The following is a 17,417-nucleotide window of genomic DNA, read 5'->3' as shown; positions in this document are numbered from 1 at the left end:
CTCAGTCGGTGGGGTCGGAACGGAGGTCGGCCAGGATCGGGCCGGCGACCTTGAAGGCGTGGTTGGCGGCGGGCACACCGGCGTAGACCGCGGCGTGCTGGATGACCTCGGCGATGTCGGCGTCGGACAACCCGTTGTTCACCGCGGCCCGGACGTGCAGCGCGAACTCGTCCCAGTGCCGCAGCGCGATCGTGATCGACAGGGTGGCGATGCTCCGCTCGCGGCGCGGCAGCCCCGGTCGCTGCCAGACGTCGCCCCAGGCCACCCGCGTGATGAAGTCCTGGAAGCCCTCGGTGAACGGCGTCGTCCCGGCGAGGGCGCGGTCGACGTGCGCGTCGCCGAGCACCTCCCGCCGGGTCCGCATCCCCGCCGCGCGGCGCTCCTCGTCGGTGCTCGGCAGGCCGGCCGGCAGCTGCTCGCTCACCGGCCGGCCCCATCGAAGTGGGCGAGCAGCGCGCCGGTCACCTCGAGCGTCCGCTCCAGGTTGGCGAGGTGGGCGCCGGGGCTCACGCTGAGCAGCGCGGCCCCGGGGATCCCCTCGGCGATCGCCTGCTGGTGGTCCGGGGGCAGCGCCGGGTCCTCGGCACCGGAGACGACGAGGGTCGGCGCGGTGATCCGGCCGAGGTCCCCGCGCAGGTCCATCTCGGCGACGACCTCGCAGCAGGCCGCGTACCCCTCGTCGTCGGCGCCGGCGATCATCGCCTCCAGCCGGGCCACCAGCCCGGGGTTCTCCGCCGCGAAGGCCGGGGTGAGCCAGCGGCTCACCACCGTCGGCGCCAGCGGGGCCGTCCCGCCGGAGCGGGCCGCGGCCGCCCGGTCGCGGAAGCCCTGCGGATCCGCCTTCGCCGAGCTGCACAGGACTGCCAGCCGAGACACCCGCCCGGGCACGCGGGCGGCCAGCCGCATCGCCGTCATCCCGCCCAGCGACAGCCCGGCCACGTGCGCCCGCCCCGCACCGACCCGGTCGAGCAGCGCGACGACGTCGTCCACCAGGTCGTCGAGCGCGTACGGCCCGGCCGGCGCCGGGGACTCCCCGTGCCCGCGGGTGTCGTAGGTGACCACCCGGAAGCGCTCGGCCAGCGCCGGCACCTGCGGGTCCCACATGCCGCGGGTGGCGCCCAGCGAGTTGGACAGGACGACGACCGGCGCCCCGGCCGGCCCGTCCTCGGTGTACGCGACCTCGACGGCGCTCATGCCTCCCCCTCCGTCAGCCTGGCGTGCTCGGCGAGCGCGGCGTCCACCTGCGCGCCGGCCTCGCCGACGTCCAGCCCGGCCGCGGCCGGGATCTCCTCGGCCGCGGCGGCCGCCGTCGCCGCCATCCGGCCGGTGTCCGGTCGCAGGCTCGCCAGGCTCTCCGCCAGCCAGGACGCCGCCGAGCCGACCGTCACCAGCAGGCCGGTCAGCGTCGGCCACTCGGCGTGCCACGGCCCGGCCGCCCGCTCGTGCTCCTGCTCCATGGCCGCGAACAGCGTCGCCACCAGGCCCGGGGCCCGGCGGGCGCAGGCGCGGGCGGAGATCGCGGCCACGGGGTTGTCCTTGTGCGGCATCGCCGACGAGCCGCCCCGCGACTCGCTCACCTCGCTCGCCTCGCCGACCTCGGTCTGGGCCAGCAGGACGACGTCGACGGCGACGGTCGCCACCGCACCGGCCGCCGCACCGAGCGCGCCGGCCAGGTCGGCGATCGGCAGGCGCACGGTGTGCCAGGGCACCGCCGTGGTCACGAGGCCGAGCTCCTCGGCCAGCGCGGCACGCACCGCCACGCCCGCGCCGCGGCTGGCGACCAGCGTGCCGACCGCGCCGCCGTACTGCACCGGCAGCGCGGCGACCACCTCGGCCAGCCGCAGCCGGGCGCCGTCCAGCGCCGCCAGCCACCCGGCGGCCTTGAGCCCGAACGTCGTGGGCAGGCCCTGCTGCAGCAGCGTGCGGCCCATCAGGACGTCGTCGCGGTGGGCGCGCGCCAGGTCCGCCGCCGACGCCGCCGCGGCGGCCAGGTCGGCGTCGATCGCGCCGATGGCGTCCCGGCTCATCAGCAGCAGCGCGGTGTCCACGACGTCCTGGCTGGTGCCGCCCACGTGGACGGCGACGGCGTCGCGCTCCCCCACCGCGTCGGCCAGCGCGCGGACCAGCGGCGGCACCGGGTTGCCGGCGTCGGCCGCCCGGGCCACCACGGTCGCCAGGTCCAGCCGCGCGGGGTCGGCGCAGACGGCCGTCACCGCGTCCGCGGCGGTGGTCGGCACCAGGCCCACCCGGGCCGCGGCCCGGGCGAGCGCCGCCTCCACCGCCAGCAGGGACCGCAGCCACGCGTCGCCGGTGACCGCGGCGGCGGCACCGCCGCGGGCGAAGGTGCCGTCGAGGAGTGCCGTCACGCCGCCCTGCCTACCAGCCTCACGAGCACCCTGCTCACACCGCGAAGAAGACGGTCTCGGACTCCCCCTGGAGCCGGACGTCGAAGCGGTAGCCGTCGGCGGCCGGCGTGGCCAGCAGCGTCTGACGGCGGTCCTCCGGCAGCCCGCGCAGCACGACGTCCTCGGCGTTGGCCTCGGCCTCGTCGGCGAAGTAGATCCGGGTGACCACCCGGTCGAGCAGCCCGCGCGCGAAGACCGAGACGTCGACGTGCGGTGCCTGCAGCCCGCCCTCGCCGTCGGGCACCCGCCCCGGCTTGAGCGTGTGGACGGCGAACTCCCCGGTCAGCGTCTGCGCGCGGGCGTACCCGCGGAAGCCGGGGAAGGTGGCCGCGCCGCGCGGGTCCTCCGGCGACGGGAAGCGGCCGTCCGGGTCGGCCTGCCACGTCTCGACCATCGCGTCGGGGACCACGGCGCCGGCGCCGTCGAGCACCCGGCCGCGGATCCAGACGCCGCCCTCGGTGCCCTCGGCGGCGGCCCACGGGCCGTCGGGCCACGTCAGCCCGATGGCGAGGTAGGGCCCGACGGTCGCGCTGGGCGTGGTGCCCAGCCGCAGCGGGCCGGTGAGGAAGCCGCTGCCGCGCTGCCCCGAGCGGGGCTGGAAGGGACCGGGCGGGTCGGCCGGCACGTCCAGGGGGTTCACGCGAGATCTCCGTCGTCGTCCGTCGCGAACGGGGTCTGCTCGGTCCCGCGCAGCACGATGTCCCACTCGAAGGCCAGCGCCCAGTTGTCCTGGGTCCGCTCGAGGGAGAACCGGCTGATCGCCCGGTGGCGGGCCGCCGGCGGGATCGCGTTGAAGATCGGGTCCTGCCCGAACAGCGGGTCGTCCGGGAAGTACATCTGCGTGACCAGCCGCTGGGTGAACGCGCGGCCGAACAGCGAGAAGTGGATGTGCGCCGGGCGCCAGGCGTTGTGGTGGTTGCCCCACGGGTAGGCGCCGGGCTTGATCGTCAGGAACTCGTAGCGCCCCAGGTCGTCGGTCACCACCCGGCCGAGGCCGTCGAAGTGCGGGTCCAGCGGCGCCGGCCACGTGTCGACGACGTGCCGGTAGCGGCCGGCGGCGTTGGCCTGCCAGACCTCGACCAACGCGCCGGGCACCGGCCGGCCGTCGCTGTCGAGCACCCGGCCGTGCACCAGGACCCGCTGCCCGAGCGCCTCGCCGCCGTTGCGCCAGGTGAGGTCGGCGTCGTGCGGCAGCACCCGGTCCTCGCCGAGCACGGGGCCGGTGACCTCGGTGAGCCGGTGCGGCAGGTCGACCGGCGTCCGCAGCGGCGCACGCAGCGCGGTGCTCCGGTAGTCCGGGTACGCCAGCGGGACGCGCTGGGCCGGGTCCTCGCGCAGGTAGCGCGGCAGGACCAGCGCGCTGTCGGACGTGCTCCGCGTCATGCGGCGACCGTAGGCCGCGGCACTACGCTGCCCAAGATCGGACTCCCACTGGACGGAAGGAGCACGCGGTGGCAGGAGGCGCCTCGTCGCCGGGGCGGTCGGTCACCTCGCGCGCCCTGGCGGTGCTCGACGCCTTCGCCGCCGACGCCCCGCGGCTGACGCTGACCGAGATCGCCGAGCGGTCGGGCACGCCGCTGTCCACGGCCCACCGGCTGGTCGCCGAGCTCGCCGACTGGGGCGGCCTGGCCCGGCGCCCCGACGGCCGGTACGAGATCGGGCACAAGCTGTGGGACCTCGGCCTGCTCGCCCCCGTCCAGGCCGAGCTCCGGTCGGTGGCCGCGCCGTTCCTCCTCGACGTGCACACCGCCACCCGCGACACCGTGCACCTCGCCGTCCGCGAGGGCCTGGCCGCCCTCTACGTCGAGCGGATCTCCGGCCGCGAGTCGGTGCCCGTGGTCAGCACCGTGGGCAGCCGGCTGCCCCTGCACGCCACCGCCGTCGGCAAGGTGCTGCTGGCCGCCGCCCCGGACGACGTCGTCGAGAACGCGCTGCGCTCGCTCACCCGCGCCACCCGGCACACCGTCGTCGACCCGCGGCGGCTGCGCCGCGAGCTGGCCGAGATACGCCGCCGCGGCTACGCGCGCACCGCGGAGGAGATGTCGCTGGGCACGCACTCGGTCGCCGTCCCGGTGCAGGTGGAGGGGACGTCGGTGGTGGCGGCGCTGGGGATCGTCGTGCCCAGCTCGCGGCGGGACGTGACCCGGCTGGCCCCGGTGCTCCAGGTGGCCGCCGGCGGCGTCGGCCGGCAGCTGGCGCGGCTGCGTGACTTCCACTGAGCGGCAGCGGGCGGTTCCGCGGGCGGATGTCCGCGGTCACACTCGGCGGCGTGCGCACACAGGTGGGGATCATCGGCGCGGGCCCGGCCGGCCTGCTGCTCTCGCGGCTGCTGACGCTGCAGGGCATCGACAACGTCGTCCTGGAGAACCGCTCGCGCGAGTACGTCGAGGCGCGGATCCGGGCCGGCATCCTCGAGCAGCACACCGTCGACACGCTGACCGCCGCCGGTGTCGGCGACCGGCTGCACCGGGAGGGCATGGAGCACTCCGGCATCCACCTGCAGTACCCGGGCACCCGGCACACGCTGGACTTCCCCGAGCTGTGCGGGCGCACCGTGTGGGTCTACGGGCAGACCGAGGTCACCAAGGACCTCATCGCCACCCAGCTGGCCGGCGGCCCGCCGCTGCTGTTCGAGGTCTCCGACGTGACCCCCGAGGACGTCGACACCGACACCCCCCGCATCCGGTTCACCGACGCCGACGGCACCCCGCAGGTGCTCGAGTGCGACGTGGTCGCCGGCACCGACGGCTTCCACGGCCCCTCGCGCGCGGTCGTCGCCGCGGGCCCCGGCGGCGCCCGGGTGTGGGAGCGCACCTATCCCTACGCGTGGCTCGGCATCCTCGCCGACGCCCCGCCGGCCACCGACGAGCTCATCTACGCCTGGCACCCCGAGGGGTTCGCGCTGTACTCGATGCGCTCGCCGTCGGTGTCCCGCCTGTACCTGCAGGTCGACCCCTCGGAGAAGATCGAGGACTGGTCCGACGACCGCATCTGGGACGGGCTGGCCACCCGCTTCGCCCTGGACGGCTGGGAGATCAGCACCGGCCCGATCACGGACAAGTCGATCCTGCCGATGCGGTCGTTCGTCAGCGCGCCGATGCGCCGCGGCCGGCTGTTCCTGGCCGGCGACGCCGCGCACATCGTCCCGCCGACCGGCGCGAAGGGCCTCAACCTCGCCGTCGCCGACGTCACCCTGCTCGCCACCGCCCTGGTCCGGTTGCTGCAGGAGAAGCAGGCCGACCTGGTGGACGCCTACTCCGACACCGCGCTGCGGCGGGTCTGGCGGTGCACCCACTTCTCCTGGTGGATGACCTCGATGCTGCACACCTCCGGCGACGACTTCGACGCGCAGCTGCAGCTGTCCCAGCTGCAGCGGGTCTGCTCCTCCGAGGCCGCGGCCCGCGAGCTGGCCGAGAACTACACCGGCCTGCCGATCGAGGGGTGAGCCCTCCCCCGGGGTCGGGCACCGCGACCGGGGGCGGGGAGACTCGCCCGGTGACCAGCACCGGATCCGCGCCGGCCGGCCGGACGCCGCGGGGCCTGGTGCAGGTGCTGGTGTCGACGGTCGCCGTCGTCGCGGTGATCAGCAGCCTCGGCGCCCCGCTGGTGCCGGAGATCGCCGCGACCCATGACGTGCCGGTCCACACCGCGCAGTGGGCGCTGACCGTCACCTTCCTCGTCGGCGCCGTCGCCACCCCGGTGCTCGGCCGGCTCGGCGACGGGCCGCACCGGCGCGAGGTCATGCTCACCGCCCTCGCCGTCGTCATCGGCGGCAGCGCCCTGGCCGCGCTGCCGCTCGGGTTCGGCTGGCTCGTCGCCGGCCGCGCCCTGCAGGGGATGGGACTGGGCCTGGCGCCGCTGGCCATGGCCACCGCGCGGGAGGCGCTGACCGGCGCCCGCCAGCGCGCCGCCATCGCCGCGCTGTCGATCACCGTCGTCGCCGGGGTCGGGCTGGGCTACCCCGTGGCCGGCCTGGTCGCCGACGTCGGCGGCCTGCACGCGGCGTTCTGGTTCGGCGCGGCGGTGGCGGCGCTGGCCCTGGTCGCCGGCGCCCTGGTGCTCCCCCGGTCCCGGGCGGCCGGCGGCCGCGGGATCGACGTCCCCGGGGCGCTGCTGCTCGGCACCACCCTGGCCGCCGGCCTGCTCGTGCTGAGCGAGGGCGGCGCCTGGGGCTGGACCTCGCCGCAGGTGCTCGCGCTGGCCGCCGCCGCCCTGGTCGCCGCGGCGGGGTGGGTGGCGTGGGCGCTGCGGACCCCGAGCCCGCTGGTCGACCTGCGGCTGGCCCGCGGCCGGACGGCGGCGACCGCGCACCTGGCCTCGCTGCTGGTCGGGTTGACGAACTACCTGCTGCTCTCCTCGGCCACCGTGTACGCCCAGACCCCCGCCACGTCCGGCTACGGCTTCGGCGCCTCCGTGGTCACCGCCGGGCTCGTGCTGGTGCCCTTCTCCCTGGCCAGCGTGGCGGCCAGCCGGGCCGCGCGGGCGCTCAGCGACCGGTTCGGCGCGCACGTCGCGGTGCCGGCCGGCGCGCTGGTGCTCGCCGCGGGCCTGGGGCTGTACGCGCTGACGCCCTCGAGCCTGTGGGCGCTCGGCGGGGTCATGGCGGTGGCGGGCCTCGGCACCGGCGCGGTGTTCGCGCTGCTGCCGGCGCTGGTCGTGTCGGCGGTCCCGCCGCAGGAGACCGGCAGCGCGATGAGCCTCAACCAGGTGCTGCGCTACGTCGGGTTCGCCACCGGCAGCGCGGCGACCGCCGCCGTGCTCGACGCCGCCGCGCCCGCCGACGGCGCCGTGCCCGAGCTGTGGGGCTTCGCGGCGCTCGGGCTGGCCGGGCTCGCGGTCGGCGTGCTCACCGCGCTGGTCACCTGGCTGCTGCCGCTGCGCCCCGCTCGGGCGTAGCCGCCCGGTCAGCGGCCGGCGGCCAGCAGCGAGAGCACCGCGTCGGCGGTGCCGGGCGCCAGCGGCAGGTGCGGCAGCACCCCGGCCACCTCCTCGGGCTCGATCCCCTCGGCGAGCAGCAGGGTCAGCAGCCGGTCCGCATCGGTGGGGGCCACCGGGATGGCGGGCCCGCCGGCGTCCAGGGCGGCGCGGGCGAGGAACACCGCGCCGGAGGCGGCCGGGTCCTCGGCGGGACCGGGCGGCGCGGACGGGGCGGCCGCCTCCCGGGTCAACGCCTCCGCGCGGCGGACCAGCGACAGCGGCAGCCCCTCCGCCTCCACCTGCAGCAGCGGGACGGCGCCCAGCGCGGCCAGCACCAGGTGCTCCGCCTCGGTGCGCAGCGGCACGTCCCACTCCCCCGCCTGCACCACGCCGGTCAGGTCGCTGCCGTCCTCACCGAGGTCGTCGAGCAGGTCGCGCCACTGCGCGGGCCGGGTGGCGCGCGCCCGCTCGGCGGCGAGCACGCAGGTCTGCAGCGCGAACGGCTCCAGCACCTCGCGGTCGAAGCGGTCGGCGTACACCACGCCGTCCGGGCCGACGGCGTTCAGCGCGTCGGCGAAGCTGCCCGGCCGGGCGTCGCCGAGGTCCAGCCGGCCGTCCTCCTCGCCGCTGAGCATCAGGCCGGTCGCCGCCCGGTCGCCCATGGTCCCGCCGGTCTCCACCAGCCGGCCGCGCCGGCGCAGGTGGTGCGGCCGGTCGGACAGGCCCACCGCCCAGGCGCACGCCTCCGCGATCAGCTCGCCGGTCCGCTCCCGCAGGACCGTGCGGCACAGCAGGTCCATCCAGTCGACGTCGAACACGCCTTCAGCCTCCCCCGCCGGGACGGCGGGTGCTGGAACGGCCTGCCTGCAGGGGCCCGCGCCGAGCGGAGCGAGGCGTGGGGGGCAGGCAGGTCCTTCGTCAGCCGAACAGCTCGCCCAGGAAGGAGTCCTTGCGCTTCTTCTTGTACGGCTGGCCGTGGTGGCTGCTCGAGTGCGACCGGCCCTGGACCTGGCCGAGCACCTCGCTGACCACCGCGCCGAGCCCGCCGGACGAGGACGCCGCGTGGTGCTGGTCGCGGGATCGGTCGTCGTACCGGTCGTCGTAGCGGTCGTGGTCCGAGCGGTAGCGGCCCTCGGCGGCCGGCGCCGCCTGCGGGGCGCGCGCCTGGCCGTGCCAGGCGTTCTCGGCGTCGATCAGCCGCTCGAGCTCACCCCGGTCGAGGAAGATGCCGCGGCAGTCCGCGCACTGGTCGACGTGGACGCCGTTGCGCTCGTAGGTCCGCATGGACCCGTGGCACTTGGGGCAGGTCAGCTCCATGCCCGCGGCAACGGCCGCCGGCGCCGCCGGGTTCCCGCGCGCGGACCCGGCCGGTCCGTGCTACCGGCGAGTAACAGATGTGGGATCGTCGTCGTCGTCACGCACGAGAGGGCGTCGCCCACGGTGGCCGGCGTCAGGAGAGAGGTCCGATGCGGTTGCAGTTGTCCCCGGAGCTCGAGGCGTTCCGGGAGGAGATGCGCACCTTCTTCACCACGCAGGTGCCCCAGGAGATCCGGGACACCGTCGCCGCCCGCCGTCACCTCGGCAAGGACGAGTACGTCCGCGCCCAGCGCGCGCTGAACGCGGCCGGCCTGGCCGTGCCGCACTGGCCGGTCGAGTGGGGCGGCAAGGACTGGACGCCGCTGCAGCGGCACATCTGGCGCGAGGAGATGCAGCTGGCCTGCGTCCCCGAGCCGCTGGCGTTCAACACCAGCATGATCGGTCCGGTCCTGGCCCAGTTCGGCAACCAGGAGCAGAAGGAGCGGTTCCTGGCCAAGACGGCCAACCTCGACATCTGGTGGTGCCAGGGCTTCTCCGAGCCGGACGCGGGCTCGGACCTGGCCTCGCTGCGCACCACCGCCGTCCGCGACGGCGACGACTGGATCGTCAACGGCCAGAAGACGTGGACCACGCTCGGCCAGCACGCCGACTGGATCTTCTGCCTGTGCCGGACCGACCCGACCGCGGAGAAGAAGCAGCGCGGCATCTCGCTGCTGCTGTTCCCGATGGACACCCCGGGCGTCACCATCCGGCCCATCGAGCTGCTCGACGGCGGCCACGAGGTCAACGAGGTCTTCTTCGAGGACGTCCGCGTCCCCGCCGAGAACCTCGTCGGCGAGGAGAACGCCGGCTGGACGATCGCCAAGTTCCTGCTCGGCAACGAGCGGGTCGGCATCGCCCGGGTCGGGACGACGAAGTACTACCTCAAGCTGGCCAAGGAGCTGGCCCGCGAGGTCTCCTCCGGCGGCCGCCCGCTGCTCGAGGACCCGCGGATGGCCAGCCGGATCGCCGAGGTCGAGAACGAGCTGCTCGCCCTGGAGCTGACCGCGCTGCGCGTGGTCGCCAACTCCGCCGACGGCAAGCCGCACCCCGCGTCGTCGGTGCTCAAGCTGCGCGGCTCGGAGCTGCAGCAGGCGGCCACCGAGCTGCTGGTCGACATCGCCGGCCCGCTGTCGCTGGCCTCGTTCGCCGACGGCGGCTCCGAGGTGCCCGACTGGGCCCGGGTGGCCACGCCGGAGTACCTGAACTACCGCAAGGTCTCCATCTACGGAGGCTCCAACGAGGTGCAGCGCACCATCATCGCCGGCACGATCCTGGGGCTCTGATCATCCGATGGACTTTCAGTTCGACAGCGAGCAGAACGACCTGCGCGACGCCGTCCGCGGCCTCCTCGAGCGCGCCTACGGCGACGCCGAGCAGCGCCGCCGGGTGACCGCCGCCGACCCCGGCTTCGACGAGAAGACGTGGGGCCAGCTGGCCGAGATGGGCGTGCTGGGCCTGCCCTTCGCCGAGGAGGACGGCGGCATGGGCGCCGGCCCGATCGAGGTGGCGATCGTCGCCGAGCAGATCGGCCGGGTGCTGGCGCCCGAGCCGTTCGTCGAGGCCGTGGTGCTGGCCGGCGGCCTGGTGGCCGCCGTCGGCACCGCCGAGCAGCGCGCCGAGCTGCTCGGCGCGCTGAGCGAGGGCAGCAGCGTGCTCGCCTTCGCCCACGCCGAGCCGCGCACCCGGTGGAGCGCCGCGGCCCGGGGCGTCACCGCGACGCGGGACGGCGACTCCTGGACGCTGACCGGGGTCAAGGAGCCGGTGCTGAACGGCGCCCGCGCCGACGTCCTCGTGGTCAGCGCGGTCACCGACGGCGGCACCGCGCTCTTCGTCGTCGACGGGGACGCGACGGGCCTGACCCGCACCGGCTACCGCACCCACGACGGCGGCCGGGCGGCCAACGTGACCTTCGCGTCCACGCCGGCGCACCTGCTGGGCGAGGGCCCCGGGGACCGCACCGCCGACATCGAGCGGGCCTTCGCGCTCGCCCGCATCGCCTACGCCAACGAGGCGGTCGGCGCGATGGAGACGGCGCTGCGCACCACGTCGGAGTACCTGACTCAGCGCAAGCAGTTCGGGGTCACGCTCAACAAGTTCCAGGCGCTCACCTTCCGCGCCGCGGACATGTACGTGTCCCTGGAGCTGGCCCGCAGCACCGCGCTGTGGGCGAGCATGGTCGCCGACGCCGGCGGGGACGTCGTCACCGCCGCCGACCGCGCCCGGCTGCAGACCAGCCGCGCCGGCCGGCACATCGGCAAGGAGGCCATCCAGCTGCACGGCGGCATCGGGGTCACCGCGGAGTACAAGGTCGGGCACTACACCAGCCGGCTCACCGCGATCGACCACGTGCTCGGCGACGGCGACTGGGCGCTGGACCGGCTCGCGGCCACCGTGGGCGACCACCCGACGGTCGACCCGCTCGGCGAGCCCTACGCCCCGGGCGCCGGCGCCGCCTGACCCACCCCCCGGTCCCGCCGGGATCAGGTGGGCTGATCGTGGCCGCGGCCCCCGGTCAGTCGCCGAGGAAGGCCCGGCGGAGCTCCTCGGCGTCCTGGGCGACCTGGTCCAGCACCGGGCCGACGGCGTCCTCGCGCAGCTGGCCGGCGGTGAGCTCGGCGACGTCCACCGGCGCGTAGCCGGGCTGGGTGAGCCGGGCGGCGATCTCGAACGCCGCGCGCAGCAGCGCGCCGTCGCCGGTGGAGCGGTCGTCCACCGCGCTGAGCGGGCCGACCATGCTGTGCGGGAAGCCCCACTGCTCCAGGGCGACGCTGGTCAGCCGCAGCCCGGAGATCCCGTAGCGGCGCACCTCGGCGGCCCGCCGGCCGGCGAACGTCGGCTCCCGGTCGAGCAGCTCGGCGTACCCGTCGGGGTCGTTGTGGTGCAGCAGCGCGACGCCGACCGGGGCCAGCAGGCCCAGGCACAGGGTGTCCTGCGGCCGCTCCCCGAACCGCGGGGCCAGCAGCGAGGCAGCGAGCGCGACGCTGGTGGCGCCGGTCCAGAAGTCCGCCGGCAGCCGCGACTCGTCGTCGAGGTCGGTGAGCGCGACGGTCGCCATGGTCCGCACGGTGGTGAAGCCGACGACGGTGACCGCGAACTGCAGCGTCGTGACCCGGCCGCGCATGCCGAAGTAGGCGCTGTTGGCCAGCTTCATGACGCGGCTGGCCAGGGCGACGTCGCCGGCCAGGATGTCGGCCAGCGCGCGGGCGCTGGTGTCGTCGGAGTTGGCGACCGACACGACCTGGGCCGCGACCGGCTTCTGCGAGGCCATCGTGTCGATGCTGGCCAGCACGGAGTCCAGGTCGAACGACGGCGCGGGGGCCAGCGGGGCGACGGTGGCGAGTTGCGGGGTGGTCACGTCGGCTCCGGGGAGATCGGGGGCGGCTGGTGCTGGGAGGCGCGCATCGCGAACCAGGCGGCGGCGCCGGCGCCGGTCATCGGCTGCGCGAGGCCGAAGCCCTGCAGGTAGGTCGCGCCGAGGCCGGCCAGCCGCACGGCGGTCGCGACGTCCTCCACGCCCTCGGCGACGGTGCACAACCCGAGGCTCCCGGCCAGCGCGATGACGGCGGTGGCGATCTCGGCGTGCCCCTCGGCGAGCTCGGCGACGAAGGAGCGGTCGACCTTGAGGCAGTCCACCGGCAGGTGCCGCAGGTAGGCCAGCGAGGAGTACCCGGTGCCGAAGTCGTCGATGGCGAGCTGGACGCCGAGGTCGCGCAGCTGCTGCAGGATCGCGCGGGCCGCGACCGGGTCCTTCATGAGCGCGGACTCGGTGATCTCGATCGACAGCCGCGACGGGTGCAGCTCGTGCCGCTCGAGCGCGGCGACGACGAGGTCGTGCAGGTTGCCGTCGAGCTGCAGCGCCGAGACGTTGACGTTGGCCCGGCGCGGGGCGTCCTCGCCCAGCAGCCGGTCCCACTCGGCCAGCTGGCGGCAGGTCTCGTCGAGCACGAGGGAGCCCAGCGGGCCGATGAGCCCGCTCTCCTCGGCCAGCGGGACGAACGTCGCCGGGCTGATCGCGCCGCGCTCGGCGTGCTCCCACCGGGCGAGCGACTCGACCGCGGCCGACGTCCCGTCCGCGGCGCCGAAGATCGGCTGGTACAGCAGCGTCACCTCGCGCCGCTCGATGGCGTCGCGCAGGTCGGCGACCAGCCGCAGCTTGTCGCGCGCCTCGGCGCGGGCGGCGTGGTCCAGCACGGTGATCCGGCCCTTGCCGCCGTTCTTGGCCTGGTACATCGCGATGTCGCAGTCGCGGATCAGGTCGTCGGCGCTGGCGTGGTCGTCGGCCTGCACCGTCACCCCGACGCTGGCGTGCGGGCGGACGTCGACGCCGCCCAGCCGCACCGGCGCGGCCAGCGCGGCGCCGATCCGCTCGGCCAGCGCGACGGCGTCGTCGGTGTCGACGTCCTCGCAGACGACGACGAACTCGTCCCCGCCGAAGCGGGCCACCAGGTCGCCCGGGCGCACGACGGCGCGCAGCCGGACGGCGACCTCGACGAGCAGCTCGTCGCCGGCCGCGTGCCCGAGGGAGTCGTTGACGACCTTGAAGTTGTCCAGGTCGAGGAACAGGCAGGCCAGGCCGCCCTCGCCGCGGACGAAGCGCTCGGACACGTGCTCGGCCAGCAGCGTGCGGTTGGGCAGCCCGGTCAGCGGGTCGTGGTTGGCCTGGTGGGCCAGCCGCGCCTCGAACGCCAGCCGCTCGGTGATGTCCTCGATGGTGCCGACGAAGCCGGCGCCGACGCCGGGGGTGAACAGGTGGGCGAAGCGGATGACGGTCCGCCGCTCGGTGCCGTCCTCCTGCAGCAGCCGCGCGTGCGCCTCGCCGTCGCCGCCGCCCAGGACGACGGCGACCTGCTCGATGACGTGGTCGAGGTCGTCGGGGTGGACGCAGGCCATCCACCCGGTGCCCAGCAGCTGCTCGGCCTGCTGCCCGACCAGCCGGCAGAAGGCGTCGTTGACGTGCGCCAGGCGCATGCCCTGCTCGGACAGCAGGGTGGGGATCGGCGAGCGCTCGGTCAGGGTGGCGAAGCGCCGCTCGTGCGCGTCGGCGGTGGCCCGCAGCGCCCGCTCCTGCTCGGTGTCGGCCGAGACGAACCGCAGGTTCCACATCCGGCCGGTCGGGGTCGGGGTGCACAGCACCACGCACTCGGTGAAGACGCCGCTGGCCGTGCGGACCGGCAGGTTCATCCGCGCGGTGCGCTCGCGGCGCAGCAGCAGCTTGAGCTCGCCGCCGCGCAGCGCGGGCAGCAGGTGCGCGACCGGCAGGTCCTGCAGGTCCTCGAGCGCGTACCCGAGGAGGTGCACCGCCCCCTCGTTGCCCCAGGTGATCCGAGGGACGTTCCCCGACATCTCGGCGACCAGCAGGGCCAGGGTGTTGCTGACCGCGGCGCCGTAGAAGACCGAGGACACGACCTCCGGGGCGACCCGCTGGTCGGCGGTCGCCGTCGGGATGGGTGTCACGGTCCTCCCTCCCTCGCTCGTGCACGTTCCGGTGCGGCCGGTCGTCTCCGCCCGCACTCCGGACTACGGCCACCCTGTCCACCCACTGGACCCCGGTCACGCCCCGACCACCCCGACGGGGGAGGTCGCGTCCCCCGACGTGCGGCCCGTCACAGGGGACCGCGGCGCTGGGTCACCGGCCGGGCTGGTAGGAAAACCGGGACGCCGGGCCGCCATCCCCGCGCGGCGTCGGTGTCCCCCGGGTCCCTCCCGGCGGCGCGGCCGACCGACCAGCCCTGGAGTGCGCGTGCTCATCGGAGTGCCCCGCGAGACCTCCCCCGGTGAGACGCGGGTGGCCGCGACGCCGGTCACCGTGCGCCAGCTGCGCGAGCTGGGCCACGAGGTGGTGGTCGAGGTCCGTGCCGGCCAGGCGGCCTCCTTCCCGGACGAGGAGTACGTGGCCGCCGGCGCGCGGCTCGGCACGGCCGCCGACGCGTGGGGCGCGGACCTGGTGCTGCACGTGGCCAAGCCCTCGACCGGAGAGCTGGACCGGCTGCGCGCCGGCGGCATCCTGGTCAGCCTGCTGGCCCCGGCGCTGGACCCGGACCTGGTGGCGGCGCTGGCCGCCCGGCCGGTCACCGCGCTGGCGATGGACGCCGTCCCGCGGATCTCCCGGGCGCAGTCGCTGGACGTGCTGTCCTCGATGGCGAACATCGCCGGCTACCGGGCGGTGATCGAGGCCGCGCACGCGTTCGGCCGGTTCTTCACCGGGCAGGTGACCGCGGCGGGCAAGGTGCCCCCGGCGAAGGTGCTGGTCGCCGGCGCCGGCGTGGCCGGGCTGGCCGCGATCGGGGCGGCGTCGAGCCTGGGCGCGATCGTGCGGGCCACCGACGTCCGCCCCGAGGTGGCCGACCAGATCGCCTCGCTGGGCGGGGAGTACGTCGGCGTGCCCGCCGACCCCGACTCCGCCGAGGGGCAGCCCGGCGGCGGCACCGGCTACGCGTCGGTCACGTCGGCCGACTACGACGCCCGCGCCGCGGTGATGTACGCCGAGCAGTGCCGCGACGTCGACATCGTGATCACCACCGCGCTGATCCCCGGCCGCGCCGCGCCCCGGCTGGTCACCGCCGAGATGGTCGCGTCGATGAAGCCCGGCAGCGTGATCGTGGACATGGCCGCCGCGCAGGGCGGCAACGTCGAGGGCTCGGTGCCCGACCAGGTGGTCACCACCCCGAACCGGGTGACGATCATCGGCTACACCGACCTGCCCGGCCGGCTGCCGGCCCAGGCCTCCCAGCTGTACGGCACCAACCTGGTCAACCTGGTCAAGCTGCTCACCCCGGGCAAGGACGGCATCCTGGTGCTGGACCTGGACGACGTCGTGCAGCGCGCGATGACCGTGGTGCGCGACGGCGAGGTGCTGTGGCCCCCGCCGCCGGTGGCCGTGTCGGCCGCCCCGGTCGCCGCCGCGCCACCCCCGCCGGCGCCGCTGCCGCCGCCGGAGACCAGGGTGATGACCCCGGCCCGGCGGTCGGCGCTGGTCGGCCTGGCCGCGGCCCTGCTGTTCCTGGCCACCGCGTTCGCCCCGAACCAGCTGGTCGGCAACCTGACGGTGTTCGCCCTGTCGGTCGTCGTCGGCTTCTACGTGATCGGGCACGTGCACCACGCCCTGCACACGCCGCTCATGTCGGTCACCAACGCGATCTCCGGGATCATCGTGGTCGGCGCGCTGCTGCAGCTGGGCCACGTCTCCGGGGTGGTCACCGTGCTCGCGTTCATCGCCGTCCTGCTGGCCAGCATCAACGTGTTCGGCGGCTTCGCCGTCACCCGCCGGATGCTCGGCATGTTCACCCGCGGCCCGGCCCGCAGCACCTCGACGGCGGGGGCGCACCGGTGAGCCTGGAGTCCGCGGCCGCGGCCGCCCACCTCGTCGCCGGCCTGCTGTTCGTGCTGTCCCTGGCGGGCCTGTCGCGGCACGAGACCGCGAAGGCCGGCAACGGCTACGGCATCGCCGGCATGGCCCTGGCGCTGGCCGCCACCGTGGCGCTGGCCGCCGACGACCTCGAGGCCGCCGCGATCGTCGCGATCCTGGTCGCGATGGCCGCCGGCGCGGTGATCGGCCTGTGGCGGGCCCGGCGGGTCGAGATGACCGGCATGCCCGAGCTGATCGCGCTGCTGCACTCCTTCGTCGGCCTGGCGGCGGTGCTGGTCGGCTGGAACGGCTACCTGTCGGTCGAGGGAGCCCCCGCCGGCGAGGCCGAGGAGCTCGGCCTCGCCGTGGAGATCCACTCCGCCGAGGTCGCCATCGGCGTGTTCATCGGCGCGGTCACCTTCACCGGCTCGATCGTCGCCTTCCTCAAGCTCTCGGCGCGGATCAGGAGCAACCCGCTGGTGCTGCCGGGGAAGAACGCGCTCAACCTCGGCGCCCTGGCCGCCTTCGTCGTCCTCACGGTCGTGTTCGTGGTCAGCCCGAACCTGCCGGTGCTCGCGGTGCTCACCGCCCTGGCCCTGGCGCTGGGCTGGCACCTGGTCGCCTCGATCGGCGGCGGCGACATGCCGGTCGTGGTCTCGATGCTCAACAGCTACTCCGGCTGGGCCGCCGCCGCGGCCGGGTTCCTGCTCGACAACGACCTGCTGATCATCACCGGCGCGCTGGTCGGCTCCTCCGGTGCCTACCTGAGCTACATCATGTGCAAGGCGATGAACCGCTCCTTCATCTCCGTCATCGCCGGCGGCTTCGGCAACGAGGGCGCCGCGGCGGGGGGCGGGGACGTCGACGGCGAGCACACGGAGATCACCGCCGAGGAGGTCGCCGAGCTGCTCACCGACGCGCGCACCGTCGTCATCACCCCCGGCTACGGCATGGCCGTCGCGCACGCACAGGGCCCGGTCGCCGACCTCACCCGCCAGCTCACCGACCGCGGCGTCGAGGTCCGCTTCGGCATCCACCCGGTGGCCGGCCGGCTGCCCGGGCACATGAACGTGCTGCTGGCCGAGGCCAAGGTGCCCTACGACATCGTGCTGGAGATGGACGAGGTCAACGACGACCTCGCCGCCACCGACGTCGTCCTGGTCATCGGCGCCAACGACACCGTCAACCCCGCCGCCGCCGAGGACCCCACCAGCCCGATCGCCGGCATGCCCGTGCTGCGGGTGTGGGAGTCCGGCACCGTCGTGGTGTTCAAGCGGTCGATGAACACCGGCTACGCCGGCGTGCAGAACCCGCTGTTCTTCCGCGACAACACCCGGATGCTCTTCGGCGACGCCCGCGAGCGCGTCGAGGACATCCTCAAGGCGCTGTAG

The 17,417-nt window shown here is 75.4% G+C and carries 16 protein-coding genes; 7 read left to right on the top strand and 9 right to left on the bottom strand.

The features are described 5' to 3' along the window. Position 1: 1 nt before the first annotated feature. From pcaC to pcaH, 5 genes are read right to left on the bottom strand one after another with little or no spacing between them, the layout of a single operon-like run. Positions 2 to 424 (bottom strand): 4-carboxymuconolactone decarboxylase, encoded by a 423-nt coding sequence (gene pcaC / locus ACI79F_RS08625; RefSeq protein WP_456545662.1) that lies wholly within the window; start codon positions 422 to 424, stop codon positions 2 to 4. Further along, the gene (pcaD, locus tag ACI79F_RS08620; RefSeq protein WP_456545663.1) at positions 421 to 1,194 is read right to left on the bottom strand and encodes a 3-oxoadipate enol-lactonase; all 774 of its coding nucleotides are present in this window, start codon (positions 1,192 to 1,194) and stop codon (positions 421 to 423) included. Before pcaD ends, pcaC begins: the two co-directional genes overlap by 4 nt. Beyond that, entirely contained in the window at positions 1,191 to 2,366 is a 1,176-nt protein-coding gene (gene pcaB, locus ACI79F_RS08615; RefSeq protein ID WP_456545664.1) for a 3-carboxy-cis,cis-muconate cycloisomerase, read from the bottom strand. Before pcaB ends, pcaD begins: the two co-directional genes overlap by 4 nt. Before the next feature lie 34 nt (positions 2,367 to 2,400). After that, on the bottom strand, positions 2,401 to 3,045 hold the full coding sequence (gene pcaG, locus ACI79F_RS08610; RefSeq protein WP_456545665.1) for a protocatechuate 3,4-dioxygenase subunit alpha: 645 nt from the start codon (positions 3,043 to 3,045) through the stop codon (positions 2,401 to 2,403). Continuing rightward, positions 3,042 to 3,788 (bottom strand): protocatechuate 3,4-dioxygenase subunit beta, encoded by a 747-nt coding sequence (gene pcaH, locus ACI79F_RS08605; RefSeq protein ID WP_456545666.1) that lies wholly within the window; start codon positions 3,786 to 3,788, stop codon positions 3,042 to 3,044. The genes pcaG and pcaH overlap by 4 nt, the downstream gene beginning before the upstream one ends. 68 nt (positions 3,789 to 3,856) lie before the next feature. Between pcaH and ACI79F_RS08600 the strand changes: the two genes are divergently transcribed. From ACI79F_RS08600 to ACI79F_RS08590, 3 genes are read left to right on the top strand one after another with little or no spacing between them, the layout of a single operon-like run. Beyond that, complete coding sequence (locus ACI79F_RS08600) at positions 3,857 to 4,624, top strand: IclR family transcriptional regulator (RefSeq protein ID WP_456545667.1); 768 nt, start codon at positions 3,857 to 3,859, stop codon at positions 4,622 to 4,624. 50 nt (positions 4,625 to 4,674) lie between these two features. Further along, positions 4,675 to 5,850, top strand: coding sequence for a 4-hydroxybenzoate 3-monooxygenase (locus tag ACI79F_RS08595; protein WP_456545668.1), 1,176 nt, complete (start codon positions 4,675 to 4,677; stop codon positions 5,848 to 5,850). Between the two features lie 50 nt (positions 5,851 to 5,900). Next, positions 5,901 to 7,301 (top strand): MFS transporter, encoded by a 1,401-nt coding sequence (locus ACI79F_RS08590; protein WP_456545669.1) that lies wholly within the window; start codon positions 5,901 to 5,903, stop codon positions 7,299 to 7,301. A gap of 8 nt (positions 7,302 to 7,309) precedes the next feature. Here ACI79F_RS08590 and ACI79F_RS08585 read toward each other — a convergent pair whose 3' ends face one another. Continuing rightward, a complete protein-coding gene (locus tag ACI79F_RS08585) occupies positions 7,310 to 8,140 on the bottom strand; it encodes a hypothetical protein (protein WP_456545670.1) in 831 nt (276 codons plus the stop codon). Positions 8,141 to 8,240: 100 nt separating this feature from the next. Continuing rightward, entirely contained in the window at positions 8,241 to 8,606 is a 366-nt protein-coding gene (locus tag ACI79F_RS08580; RefSeq protein WP_456545671.1) for a TFIIB-type zinc ribbon-containing protein, read from the bottom strand. A gap of 182 nt (positions 8,607 to 8,788) precedes the next feature. Between ACI79F_RS08580 and ACI79F_RS08575 the strand changes: the two genes are divergently transcribed. Further along, positions 8,789 to 9,964, top strand: a complete 1,176-nt coding sequence (locus tag ACI79F_RS08575; RefSeq protein WP_456545672.1) for an acyl-CoA dehydrogenase family protein — start codon at positions 8,789 to 8,791, stop codon at positions 9,962 to 9,964. A gap of 7 nt (positions 9,965 to 9,971) precedes the next feature. Beyond that, positions 9,972 to 11,138, top strand: a complete 1,167-nt coding sequence (locus tag ACI79F_RS08570) for an acyl-CoA dehydrogenase family protein (protein ID WP_456545673.1) — start codon at positions 9,972 to 9,974, stop codon at positions 11,136 to 11,138. 55 nt (positions 11,139 to 11,193) lie between these two features. Here ACI79F_RS08570 and ACI79F_RS08565 read toward each other — a convergent pair whose 3' ends face one another. Both ACI79F_RS08565 and ACI79F_RS08560 read right to left on the bottom strand, forming a co-directional pair. Continuing rightward, a complete protein-coding gene (locus tag ACI79F_RS08565; protein ID WP_456545674.1) occupies positions 11,194 to 12,036 on the bottom strand; it encodes an HDOD domain-containing protein in 843 nt (280 codons plus the stop codon). After that, the gene (locus tag ACI79F_RS08560) at positions 12,033 to 14,135 is read right to left on the bottom strand and encodes a putative bifunctional diguanylate cyclase/phosphodiesterase (RefSeq protein ID WP_456545675.1); all 2,103 of its coding nucleotides are present in this window, start codon (positions 14,133 to 14,135) and stop codon (positions 12,033 to 12,035) included. The genes ACI79F_RS08565 and ACI79F_RS08560 overlap by 4 nt, the downstream gene beginning before the upstream one ends. Positions 14,136 to 14,421: 286 nt before the next feature. Between ACI79F_RS08560 and ACI79F_RS08555 the strand changes: the two genes are divergently transcribed. Both ACI79F_RS08555 and pntB read left to right on the top strand, forming a co-directional pair. Beyond that, complete coding sequence (locus ACI79F_RS08555; protein WP_456545676.1) at positions 14,422 to 16,011, top strand: Re/Si-specific NAD(P)(+) transhydrogenase subunit alpha; 1,590 nt, start codon at positions 14,422 to 14,424, stop codon at positions 16,009 to 16,011. Then, the gene (pntB, locus tag ACI79F_RS08550; RefSeq protein WP_456545677.1) at positions 16,008 to 17,417 is read left to right on the top strand and encodes a Re/Si-specific NAD(P)(+) transhydrogenase subunit beta; all 1,410 of its coding nucleotides are present in this window, start codon (positions 16,008 to 16,010) and stop codon (positions 17,415 to 17,417) included. The genes ACI79F_RS08555 and pntB overlap by 4 nt, the downstream gene beginning before the upstream one ends.

The organism is Blastococcus sp. SYSU D00868 (genome assembly GCF_054050575.1).
The sequence above is the reverse complement of the archived record's forward strand: the minus strand, read 5'-3'. Positions and strand labels throughout refer to the sequence as shown.

Excerpts from the sequence above, each read along its gene's own strand:
- ACI79F_RS08580 (WP_456545671.1), bottom strand. The coding sequence starts at position 8,606 with ATGCGGACCTACGAGCGCAACGGCGTCCACGTCGACCAGTGCGCGGAC.
- ACI79F_RS08570 (WP_456545673.1), top strand. The coding sequence starts at position 9,972 with ATGGACTTTCAGTTCGACAGCGAGCAGAACGACCTGCGCGACGCCGTC.
- pcaH (WP_456545666.1), bottom strand. The coding sequence starts at position 3,788 with ATGACGCGGAGCACGTCCGACAGCGCGCTGGTCCTGCCGCGCTACCTG.
- pcaD (WP_456545663.1), bottom strand. The coding sequence starts at position 1,194 with ATGAGCGCCGTCGAGGTCGCGTACACCGAGGACGGGCCGGCCGGGGCG.
- ACI79F_RS08575 (WP_456545672.1), top strand. The coding sequence starts at position 8,789 with ATGCGGTTGCAGTTGTCCCCGGAGCTCGAGGCGTTCCGGGAGGAGATG.